The sequence below is a fragment of the Campylobacter lari genome, assembly GCF_900638335.1.
Classification (GTDB): Bacteria; Campylobacterota; Campylobacteria; order Campylobacterales; family Campylobacteraceae; genus Campylobacter_D; species Campylobacter_D lari_E.
Map to the genome: position 1 here is coordinate 277,567 of NZ_LR134508.1, position 21,339 is coordinate 298,905.

At 27.1% G+C, this 21,339-nt stretch carries 17 protein-coding genes; 16 read left to right on the forward strand and 1 reads right to left on the reverse strand.

Annotated features, from left to right (window positions below; all coding sequences use genetic code 11):
- The 15 genes from EL235_RS01550 (at position 1) to kpsS (ending at position 18,538) form a co-directional block, all read left to right on the forward strand.
- Positions 1-957 (forward strand): KpsF/GutQ family sugar-phosphate isomerase, encoded by a 957-nt coding sequence (locus EL235_RS01550; protein ID WP_126340655.1) that lies wholly within the window; start codon positions 1-3, stop codon positions 955-957.
- The gene (locus tag EL235_RS01555; protein WP_126340656.1) at positions 954-2,609 is read left to right on the forward strand and encodes a galactosyltransferase-related protein; all 1,656 of its coding nucleotides are present in this window, start codon (positions 954-956) and stop codon (positions 2,607-2,609) included. The genes EL235_RS01550 and EL235_RS01555 overlap by 4 nt, the downstream gene beginning before the upstream one ends.
- A complete protein-coding gene (locus EL235_RS01560) occupies positions 2,599-4,005 on the forward strand; it encodes a glycosyltransferase family 2 protein (RefSeq protein ID WP_126340657.1) in 1,407 nt (468 codons plus the stop codon). The genes EL235_RS01555 and EL235_RS01560 overlap by 11 nt, the downstream gene beginning before the upstream one ends.
- A 2-nt stretch (positions 4,006-4,007) precedes the next feature.
- On the forward strand, positions 4,008-6,545 hold the full coding sequence (locus EL235_RS01565) for a CDP-glycerol glycerophosphotransferase family protein (protein WP_126340658.1): 2,538 nt from the start codon (positions 4,008-4,010) through the stop codon (positions 6,543-6,545).
- 57 nt (positions 6,546-6,602) lie between these two features.
- Entirely contained in the window at positions 6,603-9,137 is a 2,535-nt protein-coding gene (locus EL235_RS01570; protein ID WP_126340659.1) for a CDP-glycerol glycerophosphotransferase family protein, read from the forward strand.
- A gap of 115 nt (positions 9,138-9,252) precedes the next feature.
- Positions 9,253-10,629, forward strand: a complete 1,377-nt coding sequence (locus EL235_RS01575; protein ID WP_126340660.1) for a mannose-1-phosphate guanylyltransferase/mannose-6-phosphate isomerase — start codon at positions 9,253-9,255, stop codon at positions 10,627-10,629.
- 610 nt (positions 10,630-11,239) lie between these two features.
- Entirely contained in the window at positions 11,240-11,803 is a 564-nt protein-coding gene (locus EL235_RS08175; protein WP_503487511.1) for a DUF8374 domain-containing protein, read from the forward strand.
- Between the two features lie 106 nt (positions 11,804-11,909).
- Positions 11,910-12,545, forward strand: coding sequence for a PI-PLC domain-containing protein (locus tag EL235_RS01585; RefSeq protein WP_126340661.1), 636 nt, complete (start codon positions 11,910-11,912; stop codon positions 12,543-12,545).
- Positions 12,538-13,173, forward strand: a complete 636-nt coding sequence (locus tag EL235_RS01590) for an HAD family hydrolase (protein WP_126340662.1) — start codon at positions 12,538-12,540, stop codon at positions 13,171-13,173. The genes EL235_RS01585 and EL235_RS01590 overlap by 8 nt, the downstream gene beginning before the upstream one ends.
- Positions 13,170-13,910, forward strand: coding sequence for a glycosyltransferase family 2 protein (locus EL235_RS01595; RefSeq protein ID WP_126340663.1), 741 nt, complete (start codon positions 13,170-13,172; stop codon positions 13,908-13,910). The genes EL235_RS01590 and EL235_RS01595 overlap by 4 nt, the downstream gene beginning before the upstream one ends.
- Positions 13,891-14,226, forward strand: coding sequence for a nuclear transport factor 2 family protein (locus EL235_RS01600; protein WP_126340664.1), 336 nt, complete (start codon positions 13,891-13,893; stop codon positions 14,224-14,226). The genes EL235_RS01595 and EL235_RS01600 overlap by 20 nt, the downstream gene beginning before the upstream one ends.
- Before the next feature lie 2 nt (positions 14,227-14,228).
- The gene (locus EL235_RS01605) at positions 14,229-14,561 is read left to right on the forward strand and encodes a hypothetical protein (protein ID WP_126340665.1); all 333 of its coding nucleotides are present in this window, start codon (positions 14,229-14,231) and stop codon (positions 14,559-14,561) included.
- Entirely contained in the window at positions 14,557-15,282 is a 726-nt protein-coding gene (locus tag EL235_RS01610) for a glycosyltransferase family 2 protein (RefSeq protein WP_126341187.1), read from the forward strand. Before EL235_RS01605 ends, EL235_RS01610 begins: the two co-directional genes overlap by 5 nt.
- 53 nt (positions 15,283-15,335) lie before the next feature.
- Positions 15,336-17,363 carry a capsule polysaccharide biogenesis protein gene (locus EL235_RS01615; protein ID WP_126340666.1) on the forward strand — a complete coding sequence of 676 codons (2,028 nt, stop codon included), beginning with the start codon at positions 15,336-15,338 and terminating at the stop codon, positions 17,361-17,363.
- A complete protein-coding gene (gene kpsS / locus EL235_RS01620; protein ID WP_126340667.1) occupies positions 17,360-18,538 on the forward strand; it encodes a capsule polysaccharide modification protein KpsS in 1,179 nt (392 codons plus the stop codon). The genes EL235_RS01615 and kpsS overlap by 4 nt, the downstream gene beginning before the upstream one ends.
- Here kpsS and EL235_RS07915 read toward each other — a convergent pair.
- Positions 18,530-20,044: an SGNH/GDSL hydrolase family protein gene (locus EL235_RS07915; RefSeq protein WP_197719680.1), complete on the reverse strand. Its 1,515-nt coding sequence runs from the start codon at positions 20,042-20,044 to the stop codon at positions 18,530-18,532. The genes kpsS and EL235_RS07915 overlap by 9 nt on opposite strands.
- Positions 20,045-20,208: 164 nt before the next feature.
- On the opposite strand from EL235_RS07915, the gene EL235_RS01630 reads away from it, so the two are divergent.
- Positions 20,209-21,339 carry a DUF829 domain-containing protein gene (locus EL235_RS01630; protein WP_126340668.1) on the forward strand — a complete coding sequence of 377 codons (1,131 nt, stop codon included), beginning with the start codon at positions 20,209-20,211 and terminating at the stop codon, positions 21,337-21,339.

The window sequence follows — 21,339 nt, forward strand, 5'->3', positions numbered from 1 at the left end:
ATGAGCCAAATTGATGCGATTAAAATAGCCAAAGAAGTTTTTGAAATAGAATCAAAAACGATTTTAGATTTATGTGATAATTTAGATGAAGGTTTTAATAAAGCCATTGAGCTGATTTTATCTATCAAAGGCAGATGTGTAGTAAGTGGCATGGGTAAGTCAGGCCATATAGGAGCTAAGATAGCTGCAACCTTGGCTAGCACAGGCACTCCAAGCTTTTTTATGCATCCAGGTGAAGCATTACATGGAGATCTTGGTATGCTTACAAGCGAGGATGTGCTTTTGACTATCTCAAATTCAGGAGAAACTGAAGAGGTTTTAAAACTCATACCGGTGATCAAAAAAAGAAAAATTCCTTTAATTGTTATGGCGGGAAATCAAAACTCTACTTTAGCTAAGCAAGCAGATGTTTTTATAAATATAGCAGTAAAAAAAGAAGCTTGCCCACTCCAGCTTGCTCCAACTTCTTCTACTACAGCTACCTTAGCTATGGGTGATGCTATAGCAGTGACTTTGATGAGAGCAAGGAAATTTAGACCTGATGATTTTGCTTTATTTCATCCAGGAGGAAGCTTAGGTAGAAAGCTTTTAACTAGAGTGGGTGATTTGATGGTGTCAAATAATCTACCTATAGTAAGTCCTGAGAGTGAATTTAATGAGCTAGTTGATGTGATGACTAGTGGTAAATTAGGACTTTGTATAGTACTTGAGAATAAAAAATTAGTCGGGATCATCACAGATGGTGATTTAAGAAGAGCTTTAAGGGCAAATGATAAGCCAAGATTTGATTTTAAAGCTAAAGAAATCATGAGCGATAGTCCAAAAACCATAGAAGCAAGTGCTATGGCAAGTGAAGCAGAAGAGCTTATGCTAAAATATAAAATCAAAGAAATAGTTGTTACTCAAGATGAAAAAATAGTAGGCATTATACAACTTTATGCGATAGGCAATGTGTGAAGCTTTCTATTATCATACCTTTTGGTTTAAGTAAGGAAAGAATTTATATAAAAGATCGTGTTAGTCAAAAAGCATGCGAGTTTAAAAGTGATGATAGAATTGAATATATTTTTGTTGAAGGATATTCTTCTTTAGAAAATGATTTAAAACAGATCATTGAAGAAAATGGGCATATTTATCTTAAAGATGAAAGTCAAAAAGATTTTTTCTCGCAAGGAAAATGCCGTAATCTCGGTGCATCTTTTGCAAATTCAGATGTAGTGATGTTTTTAGATGTGGATTATTATTTATCACAGCGATCTTTGGAGTATATTTTAGATCTTATTAATGTTAAAGAAATAGCTTTAAAGCCAAATTATATTTTATCTTTACCAGTTGTATTTTTAAACCAAAAGGGTAGTAAGTTTATCGAAACTCAAGATAAAAAATTATGGGATGGTTTGATAAAGAATGATTTAATTAGCGGAAAAAAAGAGTGGATCAAATTTTTTGCCCCAAGTTCTACTTCTAGTATAGTGATTAATAAGCATAAATTTTTAACGCTTGGTGGAAATGATGAGCAATTTATAGGTCATGGATATGAGGATTTTGATCTTTTGGCAAGAATTTTATATTCTTGTATTGATTTAGAACAAATACCAGCTAATTTAAACTATGATGCAAGAAATTGGAATTTTAAAAATTTTGAAGGTTTTAGAGCCTGGTTTGCTTTGCTTGGATATGAAGTAAGTTTTCATGGGGTGTATTTATATCATTTTTATCATGATGAACCAAATCAAAATGGTTATATGGATAATAAGCACAAAAATCATCAAAGATTTTACAAGCATATATCAAATATCAAAGCGCATTCTATAAAGCATTTATGTGATAAAAGTGTTTATCAATATAATGTTTTATTTATTCACTCTAATGAAACATTATATTCCATAAAAGAAATACTACCTTATATAGGTAATATTATATATGTAAACGAAGATAGTTTAATTTACAAAAGCCAAAAAAAACTCGAAAGTATAATCACAGAAAAACAAATTCATAAAGTTTTGCTTTTAAATGAGTACATTAAAAACAAAAATTTATTAGACTTTTTTCAAAAACTAGATTTAGAGATTGTTTATTTTGAAAAAGGAATTTTACCAGAGTCTTATTTGATAACTAGCAACAAAAATAAAATGTTAGAATTTGATAAAACTTTATATCAAGATGAAATAACGCAAGCAAGATTGTATTTAAAAAGCTTGTCAAAAGAAGACAATGATAAAATTTTAAATCTTATGGTAGAAAAAAATATAGATAAAAATGATTTAGATTTTTTTGTAAATTTTTTAATTAATGATTTATACTGTTTTGGCAAAAAAGAACAAGAAATTATAAAATTTTATAAAATAAATTTAGAAAATAAAAAAATATTTTTTAAAGATATTCGAAAAAGCAAATATAGTTTAAATTCCTTGATTTATAAGCCTTTTATATACGAGATTTCGTCATTTTCATTTATAAAAATGTTCAATAAATATATAGGTTTAAAGTTTATACAAACTAAATTTTCTCACACAAAATTTTATCGTTTACTTCAAAAATTTTTTTATAATCCAAAAGCGTTTTTTAATGATTCTAAATTTTTTAAAAAGTTTAAAAATGCAAACTAAAACCATCGGCGTAGTAATCCCCATATACAATGTAGAAAAATATCTAAAAGAATGTTTAGATAGTGTAATCAATCAAACTTATACTAACTTAGAAATCATACTAGTAAATGATGGCAGCACGGATGAAAACTCACTCAATATTGCAAAAGAATACACTTTAAAAGATAAAAGAATCACTCTTTTTGATAAAAAAAATGGTGGACAAAGCACAGCAAGAAATGTAGGTATAGAATATTTTAGCGGAGAATATAAACTCAAAAACAAAACCCAAACTATAAAAGAAAATTCTTTAATAGAATTTAATATAGAGGATAATAATCCTTATGAAATATATACTGTATATAAAAGCTATAAAGCTTTTAATGATGAACAAGATTTAACAAGCTTTACTTATCCTATTATAGATTATATTATCTTTTTAGATTCTGATGATTATTGGGAATTAAACTGCATAGAAGAATGTGTACCTAGAATGGATGGGGTAGATGCGTTGTGGTTTGATTATAGGCCTTTATACGATAAAGTCAAAAGAAAACATATTAGCCAAATGACTTATTTTGATTATAAAAATGAGATTATTATCACACCTAAAGAATGGCTAGAGAAGGCTAGAGAAAGAAAACTTTTTTATTTTTGGTTTGCTTGGCAAGGTATGATTAATTTTAATTTTTTTAAAAATATAAAATTAAAATTTATTAATGGGATTTTTGCAGAAGATTGTCATTTTGGAGTGTTACTATTTGCTTTAAGTAAATATATATATATATATCCAAAGCAAGTATATATATATCGCTTAAGAGAACTAAGCTCTATGAATTTTACTAATAAAAAATGGATAATACATCCTAATTCACATCTTAAAAAAATAGATGTTTTTGAGAGCTCAAATATAACTAGATTATACTATGAAAGTGCAAGCTGGATACAAATCGCATTAGATTTTATCAAATTTATTAATTCTAATCATTATTTAAGTGAAGATATAAAAACACATTTTTTGCCAGTAGTTTGTAATAAAGCTTTGGTTTTACAAAGGTTTGATAAAGATCCACTATGTTTAAAAAAATATACTAAAAATTTAAAAATATATATACAAAATCAACCCTTAGGGGCAGTTGATAGAGTGAAAGAATATCTTTCGTATAAACTTACAAAAGAACTCTCTAGAAAAAAAGGCATATTAAAATTAACTCTACCTTTTAGTGTTATTAGAGTATCTTTACAACATCAAAAAGATGCCATAGAATATAAAAAAAGTATTAAAAAAGATGTTTTAAATAAAAGATTACCATTAGAGTTTTATAGAGATTATCAAAAAGCTTTAGATCTTAAAAATCAAAAAATGATTAAATTATTGTATAATATAGGTTCTAAAATTGCAAAATTAAAAGGTTAGAGGTGATTTTAAATTATAAAAAGCTTAGAAAATTTAGAAATAATCCGAAATTATTTTTTAAAGATGCTATAGAGAAAAAATCAATTTGGATAAATAGTATATATAAAAAATATCTTCCTAAAAAACACAAAGGCTTTACTCAATATACAATAATATCAGCTGTATACAACACAGAAAAATATTTAGATGATTATTTTAATTCAATTATAAATCAAAGACTTGATTTTAAAAGAAATATCTTTATGATACTAGTAGATGATGGCTCTACGGATAATTCTGCAAATATTATTAAAAAATATCAAGAAAAATACCCAAAAAACATTGTCTATCTTTATAAAGAAAATGGTGGACAAGCTAGTGCGAGAAATTTAGGTTTAAAATATATGCAAGAAAACAACTATAAAACTCCATGGGTTACTTTTACCGATCCAGATGATTTCTTAGATAGACATTATTTTTATGAAATAGATAAATTCTTAGCAACTCATCAAGATGATGATATTTGTATGATAGGGTGTAATATAGTTTTTTATCATGAAAAGCAAAAGCTATATAGAAACAATCATTCTTTAAGCTTTAAATTTAAAAACGGTATACAAATTAAAAAAAACTATAATCTTAATGATTTTATACAATTATCTGCTGCTAGTTGTTTCATGAACTCTAAGTATTTTAATAAAATATATTTTGATGAAAAGTTAAAATCTAATTTCGAAGATGCCAAATTTATAAATGAGTATTTGTTGGAAAATATTGATTTAAAAAGTGCCTTTTTACCAAATGCAAAATATTTTTATAGAAAACGAGAAGAAGGAAATTCTACTTTGAATTTAAAATTACGATTAAAAGAATTTTTTTTAATTGTTCCAAAATATGGCTATTTGAAAATATTACATGAAAATTTTTCTTATAGTTTTATTCGTAAATTAATACTATATGACTTGTATTGGCATGTTATAGATATGATCAACTCACCTGAAAAAACTTCTATTTTAAATGAAAGTGAAAAAAAAGAATACTTAAATTTGCTAGATAAAAATTTCTCTTGTATAGATAATGATACTATAATGGAATTTAATTTAGCCGGTTGTTGGTTTTTTCATAAAGTAGGAATTCTAAATTGCTTTAAAAATGAAAAACCACCATTTCAAATGGCTTATATAGAAGATTATGATCCTTACAAAGAGCAAATTTTAATTACTTACTATACTGGAGATGATAAAGATATTGAAAGTATGCTTGTTGATGGAGAAGAAGTATATGCAGATTATGAAAAGATAGTAAAGTATGATTTTTTAGATAGGGTGTTTTGTTATCAAAAAAGACTATGGGTTCGTATTTCAAAAGAGGCAAAGGATAAATTAGAAATATTTGTTAACAATGAGCAAGTTATGATTAGTAAATATGGTGAGTATTTTTTATCTATTCAAGATATCAGAAAAGAATTTCAAAAAAGACTACCAAAAAGTAATATTTGGCTTTTTATTGATAGAGATGTAGAAGCAGATGATAACGCAGAGCATTTATATAGATATATTATGCAAAATCATCCTGAACAAGAAATAGTTTTTGCATTAAGAAAAGAAAGTTCAGACTGGAAAAGATTAGAAAAAGAAGGATTTAATCTAACAGAATTTGGAAGTTTTGAATTTGAAAGGATTGTAAAAAAAGCATCAAAAATTATAAGTTCTAATGCTGATGAATATTTGATTAAGTATTTATTACCTGAGCATAAATTTATTTTTACACAACACGGTATTATTTTAAACGATCTTTCAAGATGGCTTAATTCTAAAAAAATAAATTTATTTATAACTTCAACTCAAGCAGAGTATGATTCTATAGCAAATGATTATAACCGTTATAAATTTGGAAAAAAAGAGGTGGTTTTAACAGGTCTTGCAAGACATGATGTTTTATTGGAAAATAATAAATATGATGTCAAACAAATTCTTATTATGCCAACATGGAGAGCAAATATAGTTGGCGTAACATTAAATTCTAGTAAAAGAGAGTTGAAAGATAGTTTTAAAGAAAGCGAATATTTTAAAAAATGGAATTCTCTATTAAATAGTGATAACTTAAGCAAGTTGTGCAAACAATATTCTTATACTATAGTTTTTAATCCTCATCCTAATATTATACCATATTTAAAAGAATTTAATCTTCCATCTTATATAAAAATAGCTAATCAAAATGAAAGCTTACAAATCTTATTTTGCAATTCTTCTTTAATGATAACAGATTATTCTAGTGTAGCTTTTGAGATGGCTTATTTAGGAAAACCAGTAGTTTATTATCAGTTTGATAAAGAGGAATTTTTTACTTCCCACACATTACAAAAAGGATATTTTGATTATAAAAAAGATGGCTTTGGGCCGGTTGTTGAGAATCAAGAAAATTTATTAAAAGAACTAGAAAACTTATTGCAAAATGATTGTAAACCTTTTGGTGTTTATAAAGACAATATAGATTCAACCTTTGTTTTTAAAGATGGTAAGTGTTGTGAGAGAATTTATGAAATATTAAATTCAGTATAATATTAGGAAATTTAAATTATAATTCAAGGCCTATTTTTGAATACAAAAAGGTTGTTTATGTTTGTTTTTAAAAAAGTAAAAAAAATGTTTAAAAATCCAAAACTATTCTTCAAGGATGCTATTGAAAAAAGGAAAAAATACAAAGGCTTTACTCAATATACAATAATATCAGCTGTATACAACACAGAAAAATATTTAGATGATTATTTTAATTCAATTATAAATCAAAGACTTGATTTTAAAAGAAATATCTTTATGATACTAGTAGATGATGGCTCTACGGATAATTCTGCAAATATTATTAAAAAATATCAAGAAAAATACCCAAAAAACATTGTCTATCTTTATAAAGAAAATGGTGGACAAGCTAGTGCGAGAAATTTAGGTTTAAAATATATGCAAGAAAACAACTATAAAACTCCATGGGTTACTTTTACCGATCCAGATGATTTCTTAGATAGACATTATTTTTATGAAATAGATAAATTCTTAGCAACTCATCAAGATGATGATGTTAAAGTAATTGCTACTAATGTTCTGATATTTAATAATCAAACAGAAGCAACTAATCAACATCCTTTAAGTTATAAATTTAATAGAAAAATAAATATAAAATTCTTCCGTGATTTGCAAAATGAAATGCAGAGTTCAACAACTTCTTTATTTTGTTTTAATGATATTAAAACATTATTTAATGAAGATAAAAATTTAAAATCAAATTTTGAAGACGGTTTATTTTTTTATGATTATATTTTAGATAATTCTGATTTTAAAATCTGCTATTTGCAAGATTCTGTGTACTTTTATAGAAAAAATATATCTTCCACCACATCTAAAGCTTTATTAGATAAGAATGTATATCTTCAAATTGGAGAATATATTCAACAGTTATTTTATAAGTTTGAAAAGAAGTCTTTTGATATTAAATATGCACAAAATATTGCTTTATATTTTTTTTATTGGCAGATCAATTCTCTTATTAATTGTCCGGAAAAAATTGCTTTTATGGCTTTTTCTGAAAAACGAAAATATTTTGATTTGTTAAGAAAAATTTTTACTTATATAGATAATGATACTATAATGGATTTTAATTTAGCTGGTTGTTGGTTTTTTCATAAAGTAGGAATTTTAAATTGCTTTAAAAAAGAAAAGCCACCTTTTCAAATAGTTTATATTGATAGTCTTAATTTGTATAAAAAAGAAGTGGTGTTAATGTGTTTTATGGAAACTAGTAATATTGAAAATATTGAAATATATATTGATAATAATAAAATTAACTTTGAGTATAAAATAGTACAATATGATTTTATAAATGAAGTTTTTATTTATCAATGTAGAATATACTTAAAATTACAAGAATATAGGACTGCTAATTTTTTGAAAATATATTTAAATTCACAAGTAACTAAAATCTCATTTGAGGGAAAACATTATTCTATGCTTTCTATCGATAAATTATATTCAAGATTATCTATTCCACATCAAGTAAAGGATGTTTGGATGTTTATCGATAGAGATTATGAAGCAGATGATAATGCTGAATGTATGTATAGATATGTAATGCACAACCATCCGGATAAAAAAATATATTTTGCATTAGATTCAACTTCTATTGATTGGAAAAGACTTGAAGATGAAGGGTTTAATTTGGTGGATTTTAACTCAGATGATTTTAAAGCTCTTGCAAAAAATACTTATATTTTGATATCATCACATGCAGATAATTATATTTTGAAGCATTTTGAAAATGTAAATTTTTTTGTCTTTTTACAACATGGTGTAATACGAGATGATTTATCTAGATGGTTGAATACTAAAAAAATCGATTTATTTGTTACATCAACGGAAAATGAATATCATTCAATAGTTGATAATTGTAATAGATATTTATACACAAAAAGAGAAGTAAAATTGACAGGTCTTCCTAGACATGATAGACTTTATGCCAAAAAAGCTAGAAGCCAAGAAAAAACTATATTAATAATGCCAACTTGGAGAAAAACATTAGTTAAGCCCTTGAATGAAGATACAGCTAACAAACAAATAAGTGATGATTTGTTTATCAGTGATTACTATATCAATTGGATGAGTGTTTTAAAAAGTCAGAGATTTAGAGAATTATGTGTTAAATTTGACTATAAAATCATATTTTGTCCTCATATTAATATGAGAGTTATGTTGCCTTTAATGGATATTCCTCATTATATAGAAGTTTATCAACGTGAAGATAATTGTAGTTTGAGTGATTTATTTATAAAGTCTTCGATGATGATAACAGATTATTCTAGTGTAGCTTTTGAGATGGCTTATTTAGAAAAACCTGTATTGTATTTTCAATTTGATAAAGATGAATATTTTAATTTAGATAATCATACTTCTCAGTTGGGTTATTTTGATTTTGATAAAGATGGATTTGGTCCAGTTGCAATAAGTGAAGATGAATTAATTGATAATATTGAAAAATTTCTTAAAGATGATTGTGAGATAAAAGGTATTTATAAGCATAACATCATGTCAACTTTTAAATTTAGAGATGGTGAGTGTTGTAAAAGAATATATAATGAAATCATGTTTTTAGATATGCAAAGTTGATAAATTATGTTTTAACTCTCTTTCTTAAGGTGTACACAGGAGTAATATTATATAATGTAACATTAATCATAGATATAATTATTAAAATAAAAATATTTACAGAAGAGGTTTATTAATGACTAACATTGTTCTTTGTGGTGGTAGCGGCACGAGACTTTGGCCACTTAGCAGAACACTAATGCCAAAACAATTTTTAAAATTATTTAATAATAAGACTTTATTTGAATTGACTTTGCAAAGAAATTCCAAATTTTGCTTTAATACTTTAATAGTATGCAATGAAGAACAGTATTTTCTGGCTCTTGATCAAATTTCAAACACAAGTAATACTAGGTTTATTTTGGAACCATTAGCAAAAAATACTGCGGCAGCTATTACTTTGGCTTGTTTATCTTTGCCTAAAGAAGAGATAGTTTTAATTACACCAAGTGATCACTTAATCAAAAATGAAAAAGCATATCAAGAAGCAATAACTAAAGCTATAGAATTTGCAAATAACAATTATCTTGTAACTTTTGGCATAAAACCTGATAATCCACATACTGGATATGGCTATATTAAATCTAAAAACGCTTATGATGCTGAAGCTTTTATAGAAAAACCAAATTTTAAAAATGCTAAAGAATTTTTAGAAGATGGAAGTTATTTATGGAATTCTGGTATGTTTATGTTTAAAGTTGGTTTTTTCTTAGAGCAAATGCAAACTTATGCAAAAGAAATATATGATTTTTGTTTAAAAGCGCATAAAAATGCTTTGATGCAAAATGATTTTATTAAAATCAAATCAGCAGACATGAAGAAAATTCCAGAACTAAGCATAGATTATGCTCTAATGGAAAAATCAAACAAAGTAAAAGTAATACCTAGTGATATTTCTTGGAGTGATGTAGGAAGCTTTGAAAGCTTAGCTAAAGAGTTTAATAATGGTAATAATTACTCTAATGTTAATACTAAATTTTTAGATTCTAATAATATCTTTTGCTATGCAAGCGATCAAAAGAAATTTATAGCTACAATTGATCTTGATAATATATTTATCATAGATACTCAAGATGCACTTTTAATTAGTAAAAAATCATCCTCTCAAAAAGTAAAGCAAATTTATGAAGCTATTAAAGAAAATGAAAATTTAAGTAAAAATCATCTTTGCACACATAGACCTTGGGGGAGTTTTACTATACTTGAAGATGAAAAAGGATATAAAATCAAACGTATAGAAGTTAAACCTGGTAAAAGACTTTCTTTGCAAAAACATTTTCACAGAAATGAACATTGGATAGTTTTAAGCGGTATAGCAAGCGTAGAAGTAGATGGAGTTGAAAATTTAGTAAGACCTAATGAATCAATCTATATAAAAATGGGACAAAAACATCGTTTAAGCAATTATGGCAAAATTCCTATTGTGATGATAGAAGTTCAAGTAGGTGAATACACAGGTGAAGATGATATAGTAAGATTGGAAGATGATTATGAAAGATCTTGTAACAAATAAAAAATTGGCGATTCAATTTTTTGGTCATCTTAGAACATATCAAAAAACATATAAAAATTTTTTAAAGAATATTGTAGAAGCAAATAAAGACGATGGTTGGGAAATAGATATATTTATACATACTTGGGATAAATTAAGTTCGTCGGAAGGTAGTTGGCATGCAAAACATAAAATTTTTAAAAACGAGAGAGAGATACAAAGCGAAGAAGTGGATGAAATTATAAAAATTTATAACCCTGTAGCAATATCCGTAGAAAAATTGCCTGATGGGATTCACGGTGGACTTCTGTCTAAGCAAAGAGGCAATCGAATTAGAGAGAGATACCAAATAATACATTCAATAGATTATGAATATATTATATATACGAGAGCTGATGTGCTATTTTGTACCCCTTTAAAGGTGCAACGATATATTGATGAGATAAAGAAGTCCGGTCGCGCTTTACCTGATAAGCATGTGTTTTGTGGTAATAATTTTTTTAGAAGATCGCAGGTTGCAGATCCAAGATATATAAATGAAGGAGATATTGTTTATTTTTCTAGTGCTTCTCAAGAATGCTATAAAAGTGAACAAAATGAAGGTTTTCTTGTTATACCAGTTAATTATACTATGTATAAAGACTTCTTTTTACAGAGAGAAGAATTTATTCTCGGCTGGAATACACACCCAGAAATTCTTTTGGAAAACAAAATCAAACAATTAGAATTAGAAGCCGAAGGAAACAATACTAAAATCAAACAATTAGAATTAGAAGCCGAAGGAAACAATACTAAAATCAAACAATTAGAAATTTTTCGAGATGATTTATTGTTTAAAATAAATTATACAACAGCTAAAATTCGTATCCAAAATCAACTTTCTTATAAACTGGGTCAAGCTATGATAGTTAATTCTAAATCTATACTTGGTTATATAAGAATGCCTTTTGTATTATCATATATTTATGATAAGCATAAACAAGAACAAAAAATCTATCAAGAAAAAATAAAAAAAGATTCTTCCTTAATATTACCTTCGCTAGAATCTTATCCTGATTACAAAGAAGCCTTAAAAGAAAAAGAATGTTTTACTTATAAACTAGGTCAAGCTCTTATACAAGCTAATAAAACTTGGTATGGGGGGGGGTATATCAAGTTGCTATTTGAGATTAGGAAGTTGAAGAAGCAAAGTTAAGTTATTAATTTTAGCAACATCAGTATTGTGTACTTTAAGTTTGTGTTTTATTATGTTGCGGTATTATTTATGATTGTATAGGTTTAGTTATAACAAGGAGTTGTTTGTGAAAATTATTGCTCATAGAGGATTTTGGGTTAAGGAAAGTGAAAAGAATGCTTTGCTTGCGTTTGAGCGAAGTTTTTGTAACGATTTTGGTGTTGAGACTGACTTGCGAGATATGTTAGAGCAAATTGTTATATCACATGATATGCCAAATAGCAATTGTTTGACTCTAGATGATTTTTTTGCTTTATATAAAAGATTCTCTAATAATTTTCCTTTGGCGTTAAATATAAAAGCCGATGGACTTCAAAGAATTTTGAAAGAATTTTTAGAGAAATATGATATTAATAGCTACTTTGTATTTGATATGTCAATTCCAGATACTTTGCTCTATATAAAAGCAGGTTTTAATGTTTTTACAAGACAAAGTGAATATGAAAAACAACCTAGTTTTTATAATGAAGCATGTGGAGTATGGATGGATGAATTTTATGAACATTGGATTGATGAGAAGATTATTCGGGAGCATTTAGAAAATAATAAAAAAATATGTATTGTTTCCCCTGAATTACATAAAAGAGATTTTAAAAAAGAGTGGCAAGAATATAAAGAAATATCTAAAAAATTAGATAACGATGATAGTTTGATGCTTTGTACAGATTATCCTATTCAAGCAAGGGAGTTTTTTAATGTTTAAGATTAAAGCAATACTTTTTGATATGGATGGCGTTTTGATTGAAGCTAAAGATTGGCATTATGAGGCGTTAAATAAAGCATTAAGACTTTTTGGAATGGAAATTTCCCGTATAGAACATCTTACAACCTTTGATGGTTTACCAACAAAAGATAAACTAAAAATGCTTTCTTTGGAAAAAGGTTTACCTATGGGCTTACATGGATTTATTAATGAGCTAAAGCAACAATACACCATGGATTTGGTTTATAGTTTATGTAAACCAAGATTTCACCATGAATATGCTCTTTCTAAACTTAAAGAGAGTGGTTATAAGATGGCTGTATGTTCTAATTCTATTAGAAATACTATAGAAGTAATGATGCAAAAAGCTTCTCTTGATGTGTATTTAGATTTTTACATTTCTAATGAAGATGTTAAAAAAGGAAAGCCTGATCCTGAGATGTATAACAAGGCTATAGAAAAAATGAATTTGCACCCAAAAGAATGTATGATTATAGAGGATAATGAAAACGGTATAAAAGCAGCTAGAGCTAGTGGAGCCAATGTAATGATAGTGGAAGAAATCACTGAAGTTAATTATGAAAATATCTTAAAGCATATTAATAACTTCCAAAAGGAGAATAGATGATTGATATAGTTGTTCCTTTGGCGGGTAAAAGTTCTTTCTTTAGCGAAGATAAAGATGGCTTTCCAAAGCCATTTATTGAAATTTGTGGCAAAACTATGTTAGAACATTTCATAAGAAACTATGATAGTGTGAAAGAAAAACGTTTTGTTTTTATTTTAAAACAAGATGATGTTAGAAGGTATCATTTAGATGATGCTATTAATGTCTTAACTGATGGTAAATGTAAAATAATAGTTCTAAAAAATGAGACAGAAGGAATGCTTTGCTCGGTTATGATGGCTGTAGATGACATACAAAAGGAAAATCCTGTCTTAGTGGTTAATATGGATCAAATTTTTGAGTATGACTTAAGAGAGATTCTTTTTAATTTTGAGCAATGCGATGCTGGTGTGTTAAGTTTTGAGAATATTCATCCAAGATGGGCTTATGTAAAATGTAACGAAGATAATAATTTGGTTTTAGAGTCTTTTGAGAAAAAACCTATAAGTAAAAATGCTATTGCTGGATTTTATTATTTTAAGAATTTAGATTTGTTATTCAATGCTGCTAAAAATGTTATAAAAAAAGATGTAAATTATATGGGAAAATATTACATAGCCTCAACTTTAAATGAGTTAATTTTAAAAAATAAAAAAGTGATCAATGTAACTATTGATCCGAATCACTACTTTACTTTTTATAGTCATGCTAAAATCAGTGAATATGAAAGGATAAAAAATGCTAAAAGAGTTAACTAGACAATATATAAAAGTTTTTAGCGAGAAAGACTTAAATGGCGTATCTTTACTTCTTGATGATGATTTTGTACTTGAAGATCCTATTGTTAAAAGAGTGGAAGGAAAAAGTAAATCTTTGGAAGTTGTAAAGAATATATTTAATAGTTGTAATAAATTGAGTTTTAGCGCTAAGAATATTTATACGGAAGGTGATGTTGCGATTATTGAGTTTGTGCTGGTGTTGGATAAACAAAGATTGGAAGGTGTAGATATTATTAAGTGGGATAAAGAAAAGATGAAAGAATTGAGAGCGTATTTAGATATTCCTAAGGATTGAAAATGGAAGTATTTAGCTTACAAGATATGATTCGCGGTTGGTTTGTTGGAAATTTTGATCCAAGTGTTATAAAAACAGATTTGGTTGAAGTTGGTGTAAAACATTATAAAAAAGATGATTATGAAGATAAACATTATCACAAAATAGCCACCGAAATTACTGTAATTATCGAAGGTAAAGTGCAAATGGGTAATAAAATATATACAAAAAATGATATTATAGTTATATACCCAAAAGAATCTACAGATTTTAAAGCTTTGGAAGATACTATTACGGTAGTTGTAAAAATTCCAGGGGCTAATGAAGATAAATATATAGGAGAAATAAATGATTAATGTTGTCATACCTATGGCTGGTCTTGGTAGCCGTTTTGCTAAAGCTGGATTTTTAAAACCAAAACCATTTATAGATGTTTTAGGTAAACCAATGATTGTTAGGGTGCTTGAGAATTTATGTATTCCGAGTGCTAACTATATTTTAATAGCAAGAAAAGAACATCTTGAAAGTGAGCAAGCATTGGTTGAATATATAAGATCAAATTTTAATGTGCATTTTATAGGTATAGATAAATTAACAGAAGGCACAGCTTGTACGGTTCTTTATGCTAAAAGTAAGATTGATAATGAAATACCATTGCTTATAGCAAATTCTGATCAAATAGTTGATATGGATATTAATAAATATATTAAAGATTGCACCAAACGCAGATTAGATGGATCGATTTTAACTTTTATAGATAGTGAGAAAAATCCAAAATGGTCTTTTGTTAAATTAGATTCGCATAATATTGTAGAATACGTAAAGGAAAAAGAAGTTATTTCTGATATAGCTACAGTTGGAATTTATTATTTTAATAGAGGGAGTATATTTGTAAATTCTGCGATAAATATGATTATAGAAAATGACCGTGTGAATGGTGAATTTTACACTTGCCCTGTATACAATTATGCGATAAAAGATAGAGCAAAAATAGGTATATACAACATTGATTATAGACAAATGCATGGTATTGGAACCCCTGAAGATTTAGAAAAATATATTAATATCAGGAAATAGATACAACCTTCTAATTTGCTTTATATTTGATTTTCTATAAAAAAGAGAAAATTATGAAATTTTATACCGTATCTAAAAAACTGAAAAAAAATGTTAAAAATTTTTATAAAACAGTTCTATATCGTATCTACAAAAATATCACAAAGGAAGATATTTTTGTAGGTTGGGGTAGAAAAAAGTCAGGTTTAGAAGCTATAAAATTAGCTAAAAAATATAGTGCAAAATTTTTGCTTTTAGAAGATGGCTTTTTACGCTCATTAAATTTAGGTGTAGAAAATAGCCCTAGTTTTTCTATTGTCAAAGATGATGTGGGAATTTACTATGATACCACGACTCCATCTAAACTTGAAAATATTTTAAATACTCACGAATTTAGTTTTGAAGAGTTAGAACAAGCAAAAAAAGCTATAGAGCTTATAAAAAAAGAAAAACTTAGCAAGTATAATAATAATCTATGTGTACCAAAAGAGCTTTTTAGTGCTAACGAAGAACGCGTATTAATCATCACTCAAGTGGCAAATGATGCTTCACTGAAATTTGGTTTAGCTAATAAATTTTCAACCCAAGATATCATAAATGATGCTATTAAAGAAAATCCAAATGCTAAAATATACATTAAAATTCATCCTGATGTATTAAGTGGTAAAAAGCAAAGTGATTTTGATGTGCAAGATTTACCAAATAGTTGTGTAGTTATAAAAGAAAATTATAATCCCATAGAATTTCTAAGTCATTTTAAGAAAGTCTATACTAAAACTTCTGGTATGGGTTTTGAAGCTTTGATGTTAAAACGAGAATGTGTGTGTTATGGCATGCCATTTTATGCAGGCTGGGGTTTGACTCAAGATAAGTTAGAGTGCAAAAGAAGACTTAAAAAAAGAACTTTAGAAGAGGTTTTTTGTGCTGCTTATATTTTATATAGTGAGTATTTTAATCCTTACTTAAATCAAAAAAGCGATATTTTTGACACTATTCATACTCTAGCAAAGTATAAAAAGATAGAGCATGCTAATTCAAATACTTTGTATTTTTTAGGTTTTACTTTGTGGAAGCGTTGGTTTATGAAGCCATTTTTTAAGGCCAAAAACAATAAAATTATTTTTTTAAACTCACCGGGTGAACTTTATAAAGCGAATTTAAATCCTGAAGATAAAATTTTCATTTGGGGTAAAAAATATGATAAAGCTTTGCTAGCTAGAGATTTTAATAATGCAATTTTTCTAGTAGAAGATGGCTTTCTACGCTCGGTATTTTTAGGTTCAGACCTTACACGCCCTTTTTCTTTGATAGTAGATAGTAAAGGCTTATATGTTGATCCAAGCAAACCAAGTGATTTAGAAGATATTTTACAAAATCATATCTTTGATGAAAACTTAAAACAAAGAGCTAAAAAACTCATCGCTGCTATCACGCAAAATAAATTTTCAAAATACAATGGCCTAAAGCATGAAAAGCTAAATTTTAACACCAATAAAAAAATCATCTTAATCCCTGCTCAAGTGGAAGATGATGTTTCTATGATCTTAGGTGGTGTAGGTTTTGATACCTTAAAACTTTTACAAAGCGTAAGAGAGATAAATGAAAATGCTTTTATAGTCTTTAAACCTCACCCCGATGTTTTAAGTGGTAACCGTAAGGGTTTAAAAGATAAAAGCATTATTTTAAAATATTGCGATAAAATTATAGAAAATGTCAGCATAGATAGTGCTATAAATGCATGTGATGAAGTCCACACTATAACCTCTACAAGTGGTTTTGATGCTCTTTTGCGTGGTAAAAAAGTAGTGGTCTATGGCAAGCCTTTTTATGCAGGTTGGGGTTTGACTACAGATTTACATCAAATCCCAAGACGCACAAGAGTGCTTAGTTTAGAAGAGCTAGTTGCGGGAGTTTTGATTCTTTATCCAAGATATATCCATCCAAAAAGTAAAAATTTATGTGAAGTTGAGCTTGCATTAGATATAATGTTAAAAATGCAAAAAGATTATTTTTCTAAATTTTATTTGCGTTGGTTTATGGATATAAGAATTTATATATTAAGAAAAATAAGAAGATTAATAGAATTTATTTTGATTAGATGAATTTAAGTAAAAAGTTAAAAAAATTTTCTGGTAAAAATGTTTTATTGCTCCAAGGACCTGTGGGTGGATTTTTTCGTAAAATTGCTACAAAAATCCCGCAAGCTAAGGTTTATAAAGTAAATTTTAATGGCGGAGATTTTTTCTTTTACCCTTTTAAAAGTATTAATTACACTAAAAGTTTAGCCGAGCTTGAGGATTTTTATAAAAAGCTTTTTGAAGAAAAACAAATTCAAGTTATCTTGATGTATAATGATTGTAGAAAAGTACATGAAATCGCCATTAATGTAGCTAAGCAAATGGATATTGAAATATGGATTTTTGAAGAAGGTTATATAAGACCAAATTTTATTACTTTTGAAAAAGATGGAGTGAATGCAAACTCCACTTTGTCAAGAGAAAAAGAATTTTATCTAAGTCAGAAAAAATTCGATAAAGATTTTAAATTTAAAACTTTCTCAAGTACTTTTAGAAATATGGCCTTTGCTTCGTTTTTATACTGGCTTTTTGCTTTTTTATTTTCTTGGTGTTTTAACAATTCTTTACACCATAGAAGTTTAAAGCTATTTGACTTTTTACCTTGGTTTTGTTCAGTATATAGAAAAAATAAATACAAAATCACAGAAAAAAGTTTAAACGAAAAAATTCTTTCCCTAAAGCAAAAGTATTTTTTGGCTATTTTACAAGTGCACAATGATACTCAACTCTCCCATCATTATAAAAAAACTACAGAAAAATTTATAGAAGAAGTGATTATCTCTTTTGCCAATCATGCCAAAGCAAAGTCTTATTTAGTTTTTAAGCATCATCCTATGGATCGTGGCTATAGGGACTATACTAAACTTATAGAAGATTTGAGCTTAAAATATAATGTTGAGGGTAGAATTTTATATGTACATGACTTACACTTACCTACACTTTTAATCAATACAAGAGGCACTATAGTCATAAATAGTACAGTAGGACTTTCTGCTTTATATCACAACAGCCCTTTAAAAGTTATGGGAAAAGCCTTTTATGATATTGAAGGTTTGACTTATCAAAAAAGCTTGCATACTTTTTGGAAAGAATGTAGAGCATATAAGCCTGATGCTGTTTTGCACGCTAAATTTAGAAATTATGTGATATATAAAACCCAAGTTAATGGGAATTTTTTCAAAAATACTAGTTTAGATTAAAATTTTCTTTTTATAGTTTTTTGCAATTTTTTTCAGTTTAAAAGGTAAACTTAAATAGCCTATTTTAAAAGGAGTTCTTGAAGCTTGTAAAAGTGCATTACCTAAAAGATAAGGTAAATGTGTTTTGGCTATTTGAGCGTGTTTATAGTCAGCATAAGCTTTTAGTGGCGGTAGATTTTTTTGATCTTTTTGATTTTTAAAATGCTCTTTTTTGATTTTTCTTAATTCAAAAGGTATTTTAAAATATCCTAGATAGCTTTTGCTATTTTTCATGATAGCTTCCCCAAGCTTATAGCTTAATCTTTCTTTTATCCTTAAACTAGCTCCATAAAGTTTATTGTTTTGATGGATGAATATCTCATATTCATTTTTTAAGCCTTTGTGATTTAAAAAACGCAAAAGATTATGATTTTGACTTTGTAAAAATGTTTGCATATCAAGTTTTTTTAGTTCATGGTATTCTAGTACTAATTCTTTGTAAAATGCTATAGGTGGTATTAAAGAATCATGGGTATTTGTAAGTTGAATTTTGCATTCAATTTTTTTATCATTATCATTTTCTAAAAGTAAAATTCCTATTAAGTCCACATAATCAAGCCTTGGTGTTTTTTCATTTGCTATGCTTAAGCCCGAACTTTCCTCACTTTGCTTGATAATTTGTGTATTAACATACAAAAAGGTTTGTTCATCACAAATTGCTTTTTCATTTTGTATATCTTGAAAAGTATTGATAAGTCCAAAATTTTTTACTAATTTAAAAGATGAGTTTTCAATGCTTATAGATGATATAGCATGGGTTGATGAGTTAGTGTGATTCCAAGTGTGTATGCCTAATATTTGATAGTTTTTTAACTCTTTTGGAAAAATGATTTTTTCATTAGCTTTAATCTTTGTAGTTTTTTCACAAAAAAATGAGTTTTTATGTTCTATTTTAGTTGAATTTGAGGGTGTAAAGATATGAAATTTTCTTTTTGAGCAAATGATATTTTCTTTGGATTTTTTAAAGCTGTGTAAATTTTTAATGATGTTTTTTCCAAGTTCTTGGATAGCTAGTGGCATAGGGTGGAATTTATAGTTTTGATCAAAATCATAAAGATTATTTTTTTGGTAGTAAAAGTCTACATCGATTAGATTAAAACCATAATAAGCACAATTTTTCCTATGAGCTTCATTAATAGCTTTTGATTTATCATTACAAGCTGGTATGGGGAGTATAAGCACTATGGTAATTTTGTTTGCTTTGTAAAGTTCTTCGTAAAAATAATCAATATTTCTAAGTATAATATTTAAACTCATAGGGCTTAAATAATCATTGATATTTGATTCGCTGATGAGAAAATCACTTTTATTTATAGTTTTTTCATGGCGTATTAATTCATAAAGATTTTGTAAAGAAGTGCTAAGCCCTAAAGCGTAATTATGCAATGAAATATTTTTATTTTCAAGACCTATCCTAAGACCATTTTTAACTACACTATTACTGCCACCTAGTAAGATTATATTCATAAGTTCTTTCTTGATTTTATAAATTTTTATTTATTTTATAAAATATTTTTTAATGAATAATTTCAGAGTAAAAACCCCTCATTTAGCTTTTAAATAAGCATTTGACAAAGATAACAACTTTAGCTATATTTTTAAATTCAGTATTAAATTTACTTAGGATGTTGATGAAAAAAATATGCCAAAAAAGAGATGTTTTTTATATAGCTGGTTATGATCCTAGAGGATATAGGCATTATTATGCTATGTTTAAAAAAAATTTAGCCGAGCAAAATACACTTTTAAATTATGATTATACTTTATCAAAAGCTCAGGCTGATGCATATGCTTTTTGGCAAATTCAAACCCCGTATACAAGTATTACTTACACCTTTTTAAGTTGGAATGATATAGTCAAAAAAAACTGGTCAGAGGGTATAAAAGATGCTTTGGGTGATTGTTATAGTTTTTTTAGAATTTATACCATCACAGGGCTTTTTTTAAAATTTGGTAAAGAATCTCCGCACCAACTTATCACAGGTTATTATCCATTTTTTTATGTACTTTTGAGTTTGATTTTTACTTTAGTTTGTGCTTTTGGAAGTTTGTTGTATTTGCAAAATTTTCATATTGTTTTTGGAATTTTAGCTTTTATTTTATCATTAGTATTTTTACCAAAAATGCTTTATAAAATAGGCAAGAAATTAGCTGTTTTTTGGATAGCTAGAATTTGTTCTTTTTGTGCAAACTGGGAGAAAAATTCCCAAGGTGAGCTTGAGTTAAGAATGGATGATTTTGCTAGAGTTATCTTTGAAAAACTAAAAGAAAATGTAAATGATAAAAACTATGAGCTCATATTAAGTGCACATAGCGTAGGAACGGTGCTTTGCATAAATGTTTTAGCAAAAGTGCTTAGAAAATGTGAAGATGAAAATATATCTTTTGAAAATTTAAAGGTTTTAACTTTAGGCGAGTGCATACCTTTGGTAAGCTATCAAAAAAGATCTTTTGAGTTTAGAAAAGACTTAGAGTATTTAGGAAGTAAAAATTTAATATGGTATGATTTTACTTCTATTATCGATGGTGCTTGTTTTGCACAAGTTGATTTTATACGCACAAGTGGAGTAAAAGCACAATTTAGTCCAAAATACCTTTCGGCTAAATTTCATACCTTGTATAAAAGTAAAGATTATAAAAAAATCAAAAAAGATAAATATAAAGCACATTTTTTATATTTATTTGCCACTCAAATTCAAGGAGTATATAACTTTTTTGAATTTATCATAGGTAAAAATAAGTTAGAAGAAAAAATCAATTAG